Annotated in this window: 3 protein-coding genes, 2 tRNA genes and 3 rRNA genes; all 8 read right to left on the bottom strand. The window is 60.7% G+C overall.

The features are described 5' to 3' along the window. Positions 1-7: 7 nt before the first annotated feature. On the bottom strand, positions 8-2077 hold the full coding sequence (gene recD / locus H7A76_RS05980; RefSeq protein ID WP_185697642.1) for an exodeoxyribonuclease V subunit alpha: 2070 nt from the start codon (positions 2075-2077) through the stop codon (positions 8-10). After that, complete coding sequence (gene recB, locus H7A76_RS05975) at positions 2074-5763, bottom strand: exodeoxyribonuclease V subunit beta (RefSeq protein ID WP_185697641.1); 3690 nt, start codon at positions 5761-5763, stop codon at positions 2074-2076. Before recB ends, recD begins: the two co-directional genes overlap by 4 nt. After that, positions 5760-9212: an exodeoxyribonuclease V subunit gamma gene (gene recC / locus H7A76_RS05970; protein WP_185697640.1), complete on the bottom strand. Its 3453-nt coding sequence runs from the start codon at positions 9210-9212 to the stop codon at positions 5760-5762. The genes recB and recC overlap by 4 nt, the downstream gene beginning before the upstream one ends. 160 nt (positions 9213-9372) lie before the next feature. Beyond that, positions 9373-9488: ribosomal RNA gene (gene rrf / locus H7A76_RS05965) — 5S ribosomal RNA — on the bottom strand. A gap of 140 nt (positions 9489-9628) precedes the next feature. Next, positions 9629-12520 (bottom strand): 23S ribosomal RNA (locus H7A76_RS05960). A 215-nt stretch (positions 12521-12735) separates the two neighbouring features. Further along, a tRNA-Ala gene (locus H7A76_RS05955) sits at positions 12736-12811 on the bottom strand. A 10-nt stretch (positions 12812-12821) separates the two neighbouring features. Then, a tRNA-Ile gene (locus H7A76_RS05950) sits at positions 12822-12898 on the bottom strand. A 123-nt stretch (positions 12899-13021) separates the two neighbouring features. Further along, a 16S ribosomal RNA gene (locus tag H7A76_RS05945) occupies positions 13022-14558 on the bottom strand. The 16S, 23S and 5S rRNA genes sit together here with 2 tRNA genes alongside, the layout of an rRNA operon. Positions 14559-15012: the final 454 nt, after the last annotated feature.

Below are 15012 nucleotides of genomic sequence, written 5' to 3'. Positions count from 1 at the left end.
CGGGGCTTCAGTCCAGCTCCAGCATCAGCCCGCTCAAGCGCTTGACCTTGCGCCGCACCGCCTCCTCGAACACCCCGGGACGAGGCTCGATCAGGCTGAACCAGTCCTTGGCGCGGGTGATGCCGGTGTAGATCAGTTCCTTGGTCAGTACCGGGTTCAACGCATCGGGCAGGATCAACGCAGTGTGGGCGAACTCCGAGCCCTGGGACTTGTGCACCGTCATGGCATACACCGTCTCGATATCATTCAGACGGCTGGGTAGTACCAGGCGCACTCCGCCCTGGCCGTCGTTGCGCGGGAAGGCCACGCGCAGGACCTGGCGCCCCCCCTGCTCCGGCAGGCGCAGGGCGATGCCGATATCGCCGTTCATCAGGCCCAGGCCGTAGTCGTTGCGGGTCATCAGCACTGGCCGGCCCTCGTACCACTGCTGGTCGCTGTCGATCAGCCGTGCCTTGAACAAGGCCTGGGTCACGCGCAGGTTGAGGTTCTCCACGCCCCAAGGCCCCTTGCGCACCGCGCACAGCAGCTGGAAGCGGTCGAAGGCCTGCAAGACGTGGCGCGCCCAGTCGCTCCAGAGCCGGTCGTCGACAGCGGTGCCGGCGGCGGGACGCTGGCTGCGCAGGACATTCAGGTAATGGCGATAACCTTGCGGCCCTTCGCCGTGACCTTCCAGCAACAGCCGCTCCAGGGCCCGATCCTGTTCACCCTTGAGCCCCAGGCAGTACAGGTCGGCATGACTGCGCGCCGCCAGCAGGCGCCGAGCTTCGTCGGCTTGCTGCTGGTTGACCCAGCGCGCCAGCTGGCCGATGCCGCTGCCTTCGCCGAAGCGCCGGGAGTGACGCAGCATCACCACTTGTTGGGCCAACGGATGCTGGTGCCCGGTGTCTTCCTGCAAGCCACTGGCGGAGAGGTCTTCACCGCTGACCGCTTCCAGCCAGGCCCGGGTGCGAGGGTCGTACCAACCGGCCTCGGCATCGCGACACAGATCGCCCAGCACCGCCCCGGCCTCCACCGACGCCAACTGGTCCTTGTCCCCCAGCAGCACCAGGCGGGCATGGGCCGGCAAGGCGTCCAGCAGGTTGGCCATCATTTCCAGGTCGATCATCGAGGCTTCATCCACCACCAGCACATCCAGTGGCAGGCGATTGCCGGCGTGATGGCGGAAGTGCCGGGTTCCGGGCCGATTGCCCAGCAGACGGTGCACGGTGGTGACGTCGCTGGGGATCTTTTCCCGCACCTCATCGGCCACCGACAGCGAGCGAACCTGCAGGCTGATGGACTCGGTCAGGCGCGCCGCCGCCTTGCCGGTGGGCGCCGCCAGGCGGATGCGCAGCGGCTTGCGCGCTTCCACCGCCGGGCCCTGGAGCAGGGCCAACAGGCGCACCACGGTGGTGGTCTTGCCGGTGCCCGGGCCGCCGGTGATGATGCTGAACGCGCCCCGGGTGGCCAGGGCGCAGGCGAGCTTCTGCCAGTCGACGGGACCGGATGGCCGGGCCGCGCCGAACAATTCGTCGAGGCGCCGGGCCAAGTGTTCCGGGGCCGCCTCGGTCTGGGCCAGGCGCTGGCGCAAGGCCTGGTCGATGCGCCGCTCGTAGGCCCAGTACCGCCGCAGGTAGAGGCGCTTGCCCGACAGCACCAACGGTCGTTGCCGGGAGGCCTCGCCATGATCCGCCGCCAGGGCCACCAGCCGGCTGCCGGCCAGCACCTTGCACCAGTGGGCGCCTTCCAGGCTGGCCAGGACCTGGGACGGCAACACCGGGGCACCGCCCTGTATATCGCCCTCGGGCGGCAGCGACAGGGCGAAATCCGGCTCCTTGAGTGTTTCGAACAGATCCAGGCAGACATGCCCATGCCCCAACTGATGGCTGGTCAGGGCCGCGGCCATCAGCACCAGTGGGTCGCAGTCCGGGTCCAGTTCCTGGAGGAAACCGACGAAGGCCCTGTCCAGGGCCCGCAGCCAGCCGCGGGCGACCCAGCGATCGAGCAACAGCAACAGGTCGGCACCACGGCTCAGGGGCGCCAGGTCCGGGACTTGGGGTGCCGGCTCGTCCAGGGCGCCAAACAGGTCCGGGGTCATAGCAGCACCCCCTGCTCCCAGGCCGGTTCGGCCTTGGGTGGCTCGGCCCGGCCCTGGAACATCAGGTCCAGGCGCTCTATCAATTGCCGTGGCGGCCGGGCGAAATACACACCCTGGCTGGCCGAATGGGTACCGCGCAGGAACAGGTACAAGGCGCCGCCCATGTGCCGGTCGTAGTCGTAGTCGGCCAGGCGGGCCTTCAACTGTCGATGCAGGGCCAGCAGGTACAGCACGTATTGCAGGTCGTAGCGGTTGTCGAGAATCGATTGTTCCATGGCCTGCTCGGTATAGGCGGCGTCATCGGCGCCCAGCCAGTTGGATTTGTAGTCAGCCACGTAGTAACGGCCGTGGTGCTCGAACGTCAGGTCGATGAAACCCTTGAACATGCCATTGAGCAGCACCGGCTCGGCGGTGACCCGGGCCGCGCCCTGGTGGGTCTGCTGGCGCACCAGTTCATCGAGCTTGAGCACATCGACCTTGCGGCTGGCGAACCAGAACTCCATTTCGACCCGGTACTGCTGCAGTTGTCCCAGCACCACCGGCGGCTGGCCGTCGCCGACGGGCATCGGCGTCTGCAACAGATGCTGCAGCCAACCGCTCAGGGTCGGAATCCAGCCTTGCCAGCCACGGCGGTTGCAGCGGCGGGCGACGGCATCGGTGATCGCCTCGGGGCTGGCATCGAAGCCCTCCCCGCCTGCCCACTCCAACAGCCCATGGAGGAAGGTGCCGGGATTCGGTCCGCGGGGGAAACGGTGAATATCGCCACTGCTGGCGACCGCTTCCCGAGGGGCCTCGGGGTCCAGGCGCTCGTCGTCGAACAGCTTCTGGGCCTGGGGATCGTCCGGCGCCTGGCTGGCGCTGCCCAGGGTGTCGCTAATGCGCAGGGCACTGTAGGACGCGATCCACCAGTGCTCCGCCGCACGCCGCGCGGGCACCAGCGGAGCGAGCAGGCGGGCCGGGTTGCGAGGCGGATGGAAACGCTGGTCGTCGATGGCCGGCAACTCGCCCACGCCGATGGCCGGGCAGCCTTGTTGCAGATCCAGCAGCCAGCGCCGCAGGTCCGTGGATTCAGTGAGCGCCGCACCGCCCCCCAAGAGATAACCCAGGGCCGAAAGATGCAGGATCGAACTGCCCTGGTTACCCCGCTTGAGATCGGCAACCCCCAGCCAGCAGGCGTGCCGGGCCCGGGTCAGGGCCACATAGAGCAGGCGCAGGTCCTCGGCCAGGCGTTCTTCGTCGGCCTGGGCGATCAGTTGCTCGGTGGGACGCAGGCTGACCTGGGGCTTGCCGGCACCATCGTGGTAATGCAACGGCAAGCGACTGCCGTCCACCGGTTTGGTGGAACAGATGAATGGCAGGAAGACCAGGGGATATTCCAGGCCCTTGGACTTGTGGATGGTGACCACCTTGACCAGCTGATCATCACTTTCCAGGCGCAGGATCTGCTCCTCGCCGGCCTGTCCGGACAGCGCCAGGTGCTCGGCCAGGTGGCGGATCAAGGCCTGCTCGCCATCCAGCCCGGCCGCGTTCTGCTGCAGCAGCTCGCACAAATGCAGGAGGTTGGTCAGCACCCGCTCACCATCGCTGCGGGCCATCAGCGCCTGGGGGAGCTGGAAGTCGTGCAGCAGGCGGCGCAGCATCGGCAGCACGCCCTGGCTGCGCCAGATCCCACGGTAACCACGGAACTGCATGACCCGTGCTTCCCAGGCCAGTTCGTCCTGGTTCAGGCGCTCCAGTTCCAGCAGCGGCAGGTCGAGGGTCAGGGAAGCCAGGGCCGCCCGTAACGGCCGCTCCACATCCGGTTCGGCGCAGGCCTTGAGCCACACCAGCAGGTCGCGGGCTTCCTGGGCGGCGAACACCGAATCCTTGTCCGAGAGATAGACACTGCGCACGCCACGGGCAGCCAGCTCGGTGCGGATGGCCTGGGCCTCCTTGCCGTCGCGCACCAGGATGGCGATGTCCGCGGGCAGCAGGCCCGTGCACCCTTGCTGGTCACGGACGAAACCGCTGTGGCCCTGCTGGCCACCGTTGAGCAAGCCGACGATGGCACTGGCACAGGCGGCGGCCTGTTGCTGGCGATACAAAGCACCGGATACCGGTTGTTCCGAGGGCAGCAGCCAGAAATTCAACGCCGGCAGCGGTTGTCCATCGACCTGCAAACGCTCTTGGCGATCCTGGGCCGCCACGGGCAGGAACGGCACCGGGTTGTTGCCATTGCTCTCGCGGAACAGGAAGGCACCGCGCCCTTGCGGGCGCTGCTCGGCTTGCAGGAAGACATGGTTGACCGCAGCGACCATGGCCTGGCTGGAGCGGAAGTTGGTGCCCAGGGTATGCAAGCGGCCATCGGTGGCCTGGCGCGCCCGCAGGTAGGTATAGATATCGGCGCCGCGAAAGGCATAGATCGCCTGCTTGGGATCGCCGATCAGGAACAGCCCGGTCGCCGGGTCGTTGTCCTCGATGCGGTAGATGCTCTCGAAGATCCGGTACTGCACCGGGTCGGTGTCCTGGAACTCGTCGATCAGGGCCACCGGGAATTGCTCGCGAATCAGGCTGGCCAGGCGGCCGCCTTCGTCGTTCTGCAAGGCGCCATCGAGGCGCAACAGCATGTCGTCGAAGCCCATCTCGGCGCGACGGCGCTTCTCTTCCTCGAACCGCGCCCCAACCCACTGCGCGGCGTGTTGCAGCACCGCCGCATCCGGGCTGGGCAAGGCCTCGAGGCTGGCCTTGAGCCCGGCCATGGCATCGAGACCGGGGTGGCTGGGTGGCTCGCCCTTCCAGGCTTCGCCCATGCCTTCGGGCGTCAGGCGGCTGAAACCGGTGCCGATATCCAGTTGCTCCAAGCTCTCGTCCTCGGCCCAGGCGCTGATCTTGTCGAACCAGGGCTCGAAATAGCGGGCCTGCATCTTGCGGCCATCGACACTCTTGCTCGCCACCCCTTGCCGGCAGATCTCGCGCAACTCCACGGCCCATTGGCGCCAGGGAGCCTTGATCTGCACCAGGGCCGCGCGGCGCTCTTGCAGGCAGGCATCGATCAGCTCGCCGGGCGTCTGTTGCTGTGGATCGCGTCGCTCATTGCCGAACAACGCCCGGACCCGGGGCAGCAGTTCGGCCGGCCCCACCCAATGGCTGCGCACCCAGTTCAGCGCCTCGCCTTGCAGTGGGTAGCAGAACAGCCGCCAGTAGTCGCGCAGGACCTCGCCCAGCAGGTCGCTGTGGTCGGTCTCCAGGGTCTGGGTGAACAGGCTGCCGCTGTCGAAAGCGTGCTCACGCAACATGCGTTGGCACCAACTGTGGATGGTGGAAACCGCGGCCTCATCCATCCATTGGGCGGCGATGTCCAGGCGGTTGGCGCAGGCCGCCCATTGCTCGGCGGAATATTCTTGGCGCAACTGTTCGATCAGGCCGTCCGGGGCCGGGATCTCGTCGCGGAAGAAGCGGGCGGCCTCGGCCAGGCGGGTGCGGATACGCTCGCGCAATTCCTTGGTGGCGGCATCGGTGAAGGTCACCACCAAGATCTGCGGCGGCAGCAGTTCGCGGCCAAAGCCCGCGGTTGCGCCGCCATGGCCCAGCACCAGGCGCAGGTAGAGTGCAGAAATGGTGAAGGTCTTGCCGGTACCGGCGCTGGCCTCGATCAGCTGGCTGCCACGCAGGGGAAAGGCCAGCGCCAGGGGAGTCTGTGCCGTCATGCGCCGGCCTCCTCGCCGAGGGCCGAGCGCCAGGGTGCATCGAGCAGCGGGCGATACAGGGTTTCGGCCCAGGCGCTGAAGGTTTCATCGGCGATCAATGCGTTGTAGTCGGCGAACTGCCGGGCCAGGGCCGGGCTTTCACGGCGCTCGCCCTGGCTATTCTGGCCATCGCCATCATAGGTCTTGCGCGCGGCGGCCGCGGCCTTGTCCGGATCGCCCTGGCCCAGCCAGGCGAAGGCGGTCTTGATCGCCACGGGCAACGGTTGGCGCATGCCCGCCTGCCAGGCGCGCAGCAAATCCCCGAGGACCTGCCGGGCCACTTGCGGCTCCAAAGGGGCCAGCAACAGGCTGTCATCGCTGGCCACCAGCGCGGTGGTCAGGCGGTAGTCGCTGGCACAGGCCAGCAGGTGGTTGATCCACGGCTTGATCAGCCGGTGCCATTTGCGGGTCTTGGTGGAACCGATGGCGTTGGCGATGGTGGTCACCGCCAGCAAGCCACCGTCGGCCCGCTGGTGCAGGGCACTGAGCCAGCCTTCGACCCTTACGCCTTGCAGTTCCAGGCTGATGGGCAAGGCGCTGGCCAGGGGTGTTGGCCACAGGGCCAGCAGCTGCCGATAGCGTTGCAGCAGGTCGGGCAGCGGCTCCATCAGTTCCCGTTGCAGGCACTCGCCAAACCCGGCCATGGGCAGCAAGCCGCTGGCCTGGAGACGCTGGGCCTGGGCCTGCAATGCCTGTTCCGGCTGTTCGACATCGGCCAGCGCGGCCGCAAGCAGGCTGTCGCTGAGGCTGTAGCGTTGCAGCGCATCGAGGACGAAGGGTTCTTCATCGGCCAGGGGGGCCTCCATCGCTTCGAAGAACACCTTGAGCCGCTGGCTGAAGAAATGCCGAACCGGATGGCGTAGGAAATCCTGCAATTGGGCCAGGCTCAAGGGTTCGTCCTGCACGTAGGGGTCCAGGCGCTCGGCCGCAGCCTGCTCTTCGCGGTCCTGGTGCAGCACCTGCCACTCCCGGGCATAGCTGAACAGCGGATCGCTGTCGTGGAAATAGCGAGCGCTGAAGGGTTGCAACGGATGCTCCTGGGTCAGTTCTTCCAACAGCGATTGGCCGTTGCCCGCCAGGTGCCAACCACTGGCCAGGTGATCGCGCAATTGGCCGATCAGCACCGACGCGGGGCGCTCGCTGTTGTCGCGGATACTGCGGCCGACCCAGCTGATATAGAGCTGGTCACGGGCCGAAAGCAGGGCCTCGAGCAGCAGGTAGCGATCGTCTTCGCGGCGCGAACGATCGCCCGGACGGTAGTCGCTGCCCATCAGGTCGAAGTCCAGCGGCGGCTGGGCCCGAGGATAGTCGCCATCGTTCATTCCCAGCAGGCACACCAGCTTGAAGGGAATGGCGCGCATCGGCATCAGGGTGCAGAAATTCACCGCACCGGCGAGGAAGCGCTGGGACAGGCGGCCCTGGTCAAGGCCCGCCAGCCAGGCTTCGCGGACCACGGTCAACGGTAGCTCATCTTGCAGGCCCACGGCTTCGCAGGTTTCCAGCCAGGTTTCACGCAGGTCTTCCAGTTGGCCCAGCAGGTAGTCGTCATGTTCGGTGCTGGCCAGGAAGAACTGCTCCAGCAGCTTGTGCAGGCGTTCGCCCCATTGTCGCGGGGCGGCGGGTTGGCAGAGTTGCTCGTAGGCCAGTTGCAGGGCATCGAGCAGGGCTACCAGCGGGCCGATGAGGGCTGCGTCCAGGCCACCGATTTCATCGTAGGGTTCGATTCCGTCGCAGGCCGCGGAACGACCGACGGCATACCCCAGCAACATCCGCCGCAGACCGAAACGCCAGCTGTTCTGCTCCAGCTCCTGAGGCAGGCCCAACGCGGCCCGTTGTTCGGCATTCATGCCCCAACGGATGCCGGCGCCTTCGATCCAGCGATGCAGGGTGGGCAAGTCGGCCTCGTCGACGCCGAAACGTGCACGCAGCGCCGGGACGTCCAGCAAGTCGAGGATCTCACTGACCGGAAAGCGGCTGTCCGGCAGTTTCAACAGGTGTTCCACGGCGATCAGCAGCGGATCGCGGCCCCGCTGGCCCTGGTCGGTGAGAGTGAAGGGGATGAAGCGCCGGTCATCACGTTCCAGCTGGCCGAACACTGCTCGAATATGCGGCGCATAGCTGTCGATGTCCGGGACCATGACGATCACATCCCGTGGGCGCAGGTCGGGGTCGGCGCTGAAACGGGCCAGCAACTGGTCGTGAAGGATCTCCACCTCGCGCTGGGCGCTATGGGCAATGTGGAAACGGATCGACTGGTCCTGCTGCAGATCGACCTCGGGCCAGAGTTCGCGGGTTTCGCCGAGGGGGCGCAGTTCGAGGATGTCATCCTGCAGTTGCTGGAGCATGCTGGCGGGACGGCTCTCGCTGAACAGGTCGATCCGTCCATCGCGAAAGGCCGCGCGATAACTGTTGGGATCGTCGTAGCTGTCCAGCAGGTTGATGTAGTCCCGGCCTTGTTTGCCCCAGGCGGCCAGCAAGGGGTGAGCGTGCTGGTGCAGGGTCTGCGGGTCCAGGGCTTGAGGCATGCCGGCCTTGCGCGCCTGGCGCTTGTACTGGTGGCGCAGCAGGTCCTTGTCGGCAACGATATCGGCCCAGTGATGGCGGCAAGGGTTGTGTACGCAGAGCAGCACTTGGCTGAAACGGGCCAGGCCAGCCAGGGCCTCCAGCACTTGGGCCGGTAATGAGGAGATGCCGAACACGATCACCCGGGACGGCAAGCCAGAGGGGGCGGTGTCCAGGTGGTTGATGCGCTCGATGAAACGCTGATGCACACCTGCACGGCTCTGGGCCATGCCTTCGGTGCCAACATCCAGGAGCAGCGCTCGCCATAGCTCGGCCTGCCAGCAGTTGGCCGGGGTCAAGGGCTTGGGTTCGCCACGGACGTTGCGCAGTTGGTGGCGGCCTGCGGCCCAGTCTTCCAGCCAGTCGGCGCGGTACACCTGGTACTGGTCGAACAGGTCGGCCAGGCGCTCGGCCAACTGATAGCGTTTGCGCAAGTCACTGTCGTGGGTCAGGAAGCGTTGCAGGGGTTCGAAATGGGGCTCGTCGATCAGCTCCGGTAGCAGGCGCATCAGGCGCCAGGTCAGCGGGGCCTTGTCCAACAGGGACTTGGGCGGGATTTCGTCGCGTCCCAGGACCTGGCGATACAGCTGCCACATGAAGCTACCGGGCAGTTGTACGTCGATGGCAGCAGCGATGCCACAACCGCCGGAGTCGTCGTCCTCGGGGTCTTTGGCCAGGGCCAGTTTCAGCCATTGGGCAATACCGTTGCTCTGGACCAGGGCGATTTCATTTTCCAGGGGAGCCAGTGGGTAACGCCGCATCCAGCTGACCACCAGGCTGCGCAACTCGTCCAGGCGGTTGCCATGAACCACCATGAAACCAGGGTTGATGGACGAGACGTCCGGCATAAGGGCTCCCTTGGAGAATGCAAAAAGCTCGGGCGGAACCTTAGCACTGTCACGGCAGGCTGGCAGCCGAGCCGATCTAGGAGGCGTGGGCCGCTATGGCTTTTCGTCCGCGCAAAGACAAAACCCCAACTGCTTTCGCAATTGGGGTTTCGGAATTTAATCTTGACGATGACCTACTCTCACATGGGGAAACCCCACACTACCATCGGCGATGCATCGTTTCACTTCTGAGTTCGGGATGGGATCAGGTGGTTCCAATGCTCTATGGTCGTCAAGAAATTCTGTAGCTGAGCCGTTGTTTGGGCAACGTTCCAGCGAATGGGCATGCAATAGGTTCGTGTGTCAAACTTTCGGTTGGTCATCTTCACACACCGCAATCTGGTCTCTGTCGAGTTCGCAAATTGCTTGGGTGTTATATGGTCAAGCCTCACGGGCAATTAGTATTGGTTAGCTCAACGCCTCACAGCGCTTACACACCCAACCTATCAACGTCGTAGTCTTCGACGGCCCTTTAGGGGATTCAAGATCCCAGTGAGATCTCATCTTGAGGCGAGTTTCCCGCTTAGATGCTTTCAGCGGTTATCTCTTCCGAACATAGCTACCCGGCAATGCCACTGGCGTGACAACCGGAACACCAGAGGTTCGTCCACTCCGGTCCTCTCGTACTAGGAGCAGCCCCTCTCAAATCTCAAACGTCCACGGCAGATAGGGACCGAACTGTCTCACGACGTTCTAAACCCAGCTCGCGTACCACTTTAAATGGCGAACAGCCATACCCTTGGGACCGGCTTCAGCCCCAGGATGTGATGAGCCGACATCGAGGTGCCAAACACCGCCGTCGATATGAACTCTTGGGCGGTATCAGCCTGTTATCCCCGGAGTACCTTTTATCCGTTGAGCGATGGCCCTTCCATACAGAACCACCGGATCACTAAGACCTACTTTCGTACCTGCTCGACGTGTTTGTCTCGCAGTCAAGCGCGCTTTTGCCTTTATACTCTGCGACCGATTTCCGACCGGTCTGAGCGCACCTTCGTACTCCTCCGTTACTCTTTAGGAGGAGACCGCCCCAGTCAAACTACCCACCATACACTGTCCTCGATCCGGATAACGGACCTGAGTTAGAACCTCAAGGTTGCCAGGGTGGTATTTCAAGGATGGCTCCATGAGAACTGGCGTCCCCACTTCAAAGCCTCCCACCTATCCTACACAAGCAAGCTCAAAGTCCAGTGCAAAGCTATAGTAAAGGTTCACGGGGTCTTTCCGTCTAGCCGCGGATACACTGCATCTTCACAGCGATTTCAATTTCACTGAGTCTCGGGTGGAGACAGCGCCGCCATCGTTACGCCATTCGTGCAGGTCGGAACTTACCCGACAAGGAATTTCGCTACCTTAGGACCGTTATAGTTACGGCCGCCGTTTACCGGGGCTTCGATCAAGAGCTTCGCTTGCGCTAACCCCATCAATTAACCTTCCGGCACCGGGCAGGCGTCACACCCTATACGTCCACTTTCGTGTTTGCAGAGTGCTGTGTTTTTAATAAACAGTCGCAGCGGCCTGGTATCTTCGACCGGCATGGGCTTACGGAGCAAGTCCTTCACCCTCACCGGCGCACCTTCTCCCGAAGTTACGGTGCCATTTTGCCTAGTTCCTTCACCCGAGTTCTCTCAAGCGCCTTGGTATTCTCTACCTAACCACCTGTGTCGGTTTGGGGTACGGTTCCTGGTTATCTGAAGCTTAGAAGCTTTTCTTGGAAGCATGGCATCAACCACTTCGTCACCTAAAAGGTAACTCGTCATCAGCTCTCGGCCTTGAAATCCCGGATTTTCCTAAGATCTCAGCCTACCACCTTAAACTTGGACAACCAACGCCAAGCTGGCCTAGCCTTCTCCGTCCCTCCATCGCAATAACCAGAAGTACAGGAATATTAACCTGTTTTCCATCGACTACGCTTTTCAGCCTCGCCTTAGGGACCGACTAACCCTGCGTCGATTAACGTTGCGCAGGAAACCTTGGTCTTTCGGCGTGCGAGTTTTTCACTCGCATTGTCGTTACTCATGTCAGCATTCGCACTTCTGATACCTCCAGCAAGCTTCTCAACTCACCTTCACAGGCTTACAGAACGCTCCTCTACCGCATCACTTACGTGATACCCGTAGCTTCGGTGTATGGTTTGAGCCCCGTTACATCTTCCGCGCAGGCCGACTCGACTAGTGAGCTATTACGCTTTCTTTAAAGGATGGCTGCTTCTAAGCCAACCTCCTAGCTGTCTAAGCCTTCCCACATCGTTTCCCACTTAACCATAACTTTGGGACCTTAGCTGACGGTCTGGGTTGTTTCCCTTTTCACGACGGACGTTAGCACCCGCCGTGTGTCTCCCATGCTCGGCACTTCTAGGTATTCGGAGTTTGCATCGGTTTGGTAAGTCGGGATGACCCCCTAGCCGAAACAGTGCTCTACCCCCTAGAGTGATACATGAGGCGCTACCTAAATAGCTTTCGAGGAGAACCAGCTATCTCCGAGCTTGATTAGCCTTTCACTCCGATCCACAGGTCATCCGCTAACTTTTCAACGGTAGTCGGTTCGGTCCTCCAGTCAGTGTTACCTAACCTTCAACCTGCCCATGGATAGATCGCCCGGTTTCGGGTCTATACCCAGCGACTAAACGCCCTATTAAGACTCGCTTTCGCTACGCCTCCCCTATTCGGTTAAGCTCGCCACTGAATATAAGTCGCTGACCCATTATACAAAAGGTACGCAGTCACAGAACAAAGTCTGCTCCCACTGCTTGTACGCATACGGTTTCAGGATCTATTTCACTCCCCTCTCCGGGGTTCTTTTCGCCTTTCCCTCACGGTACTAGTTCACTATCGGTCAGTCAGTAGTATTTAGCCTTGGAGGATGGTCCCCCCATATTCAGACAAGGTTTCTCGTGCCCCGTCCTACTCGATTTCACTTCTAAGATCCTTTCGCGTACAGGGCTATCACCCACTATGGCCGCACTTTCCAGAGCGTTCCGCTAAAATCAAAGAAGCTTAAGGGCTAGTCCCCGTTCGCTCGCCACTACTAAGGGAATCTCGGTTGATTTCTTTTCCTCAGGGTACTTAGATGTTTCAGTTCCCCTGGTTCGCCTCTTGCACCTATGTATTCAGTGCAAGATAACCATCTTATGATGGTTGGGTTCCCCCATTCAGAGATCTCCGGATCAAAGTCTGTTTGCCGACTCCCCGAAGCTTATCGCAGGCTACCACGTCTTTCATCGCCTCTGACTGCCAAGGCATCCACCGTATGCGCTTCTTCACTTGACCATATAACCCCAAGCAATCTGGTTATACTGTGAAGACGACATTCGCCGAAAGTTTGAATTCACAAACTTTACCTTAGCCTGATCCACCACCAGTGAAAGTAGTGGTCAGTCTATCTTTCTATCACATACCCAAATTTTTAAAGAACGATCTAATCAAAAGACTAGAAATCAACATTCGATTTGAATGCTCATTTCTAAGCTTTCCGAAGCAGTTTATGGTGGAGCCAAGCGGGATCGAACCGCTGACCTCCTGCGTGCAAGGCAGGCGCTCTCCCAGCTGAGCTATGGCCCCATAACAAAATTGGTGGGTCTGGGCAGATTCGAACTGCCGACCTCACCCTTATCAGGGGTGCGCTCTAACCAACTGAGCTACAGACCCAATTTCGAGCTTGTAACTGTTAGCTTGGAGCTATCAGCTTGGAGCTTAAAGCTGCTTCTATCGTCTTCTTCAATGAATCAAGCAATTCGTGTGGGAGCTTATGAAGCAGCTGATGTCGTCGATTAAGGAGGTGATCCAGCCGCAGGTTCCCCTACGGCTACCTTGTTACGACTTCACCCCAGTCATGAATCACACCGTGGTAACCGTCCTCCCGAAGGTTAGACTAGCTACTTCTGGTGCAACCCACTCCCATGGTGTGACGGGCGGTGTGTACAAGGCCCGGGAACGTATTCACCGCGACATTCTGATTCGCGATTACTAGCGATTCCGACTTCACGCAGTCGAGTTGCAGACTGCGATCCGGACTACGATCGGTTTTGTGGGATTAGCTCCACCTCGCGGCTTGGCAACCCTCTGTACCGACCATTGTAGCACGTGTGTAGCCCAGGCCGTAAGGGCCATGATGACTTGACGTCATCCCCACCTTCCTCCGGTTTGTCACCGGCAGTCTCCTTAGAGTGCCCACCATAACGTGCTGGTAACTAAGGACAAGGGTTGCGCTCGTTACGGGACTTAACCCAACATCTCACGACACGAGCTGACGACAGCCATGCAGCACCTGTGTCAGAGTTCCCGAAGGCACCAATCCATCTCTGGAAAGTTCTCTGCATGTCAAGGCCTGGTAAGGTTCTTCGCGTTGCTTCGAATTAAACCACATGCTCCACCGCTTGTGCGGGCCCCCGTCAATTCATTTGAGTTTTAACCTTGCGGCCGTACTCCCCAGGCGGTCAACTTAATGCGTTAGCTGCGCCACTAAAGTCTCAAGGACCCCAACGGCTAGTTGACATCGTTTACGGCGTGGACTACCAGGGTATCTAATCCTGTTTGCTCCCCACGCTTTCGCACCTCAGTGTCAGTATCAGTCCAGGTGGTCGCCTTCGCCACTGGTGTTCCTTCCTATATCTACGCATTTCACCGCTACACAGGAAATTCCACCACCCTCTACCATACTCTAGCTTGCCAGTTTTGGATGCAGTTCCCAGGTTGAGCCCGGGGCTTTCACATCCAACTTAACAAACCACCTACGCGCGCTTTACGCCCAGTAATTCCGATTAACGCTTGCACCCTCTGTATTACCGCGGCTGCTGGCACAGAGTTAGCCGGTGCTTATTCTGTCGGTAACGTCAAAACAGCAAGGTATTAACTTACTGCCCTTCCTCCCAACTTAAAGTGCTTTACAATCCGAAGACCTTCTTCACACACGCGGCATGGCTGGATCAGGCTTTCGCCCATTGTCCAATATTCCCCACTGCTGCCTCCCGTAGGAGTCTGGACCGTGTCTCAGTTCCAGTGTGACTGATCATCCTCTCAGACCAGTTACGGATCGTCGCCTTGGTGAGCCATTACCTCACCAACTAGCTAATCCGACCTAGGCTCATCTGATAGCGCAAGGCCCGAAGGTCCCCTGCTTTCTCCCGTAGGACGTATGCGGTATTAGCGCCCCTTTCGGGACGTTATCCCCCACTACCAGGCAGATTCCTAGGCATTACTCACCCGTCCGCCGCTGAATCCGTGAGCAAGCTCACTTCATCCGCTCGACTTGCATGTGTTAGGCCTGCCGCCAGCGTTCAATCTGAGCCATGATCAAACTCTTCAGTTCAATACTGCTTGGGTTTTTAAGAAACCCTAAACTTGGCTCAGCAATCTCAAATGACTATGTGATTTCTCGCATGGTCACTCGTGATGCTGATAATCTTTTTGACTATCAGTCTGACTACACAAGCACCCACACGAATTGCTTGATTCAGTTGTTAAAGAGCGGTTGGTCAAGATCTTTCGTCTCAACCGAGGCGCGCATTCTACAGCAGCCTCATTTACTGTCAAGTGATTTTTTAAGAAGTTTTCAAAGTTTCCTTTGCAACTTCAACCACTTGCGCTTCCGATCTCTCGTTAGCGGGAGGCGAATTCTACAGCGTTACTCGCTGCTGTCAACACCTCTTTTTAACCGCTTTCGATCGAGAGGATCGAAACGCTGACAAGGCCACTTTCGCTGCCTCACCAGCTGCTTTCGGGCTTCGATGAACTGAAGCGTGACCGCTGTCGAAATCTTCGTA

Source organism: Pseudomonas sp. MSSRFD41, assembly GCF_014230245.1.
Taxonomy (GTDB): domain Bacteria; phylum Pseudomonadota; class Gammaproteobacteria; order Pseudomonadales; family Pseudomonadaceae; genus Aquipseudomonas; species Aquipseudomonas piscis.
This window is presented reverse-complemented; position numbering and strand designations above follow the sequence as displayed.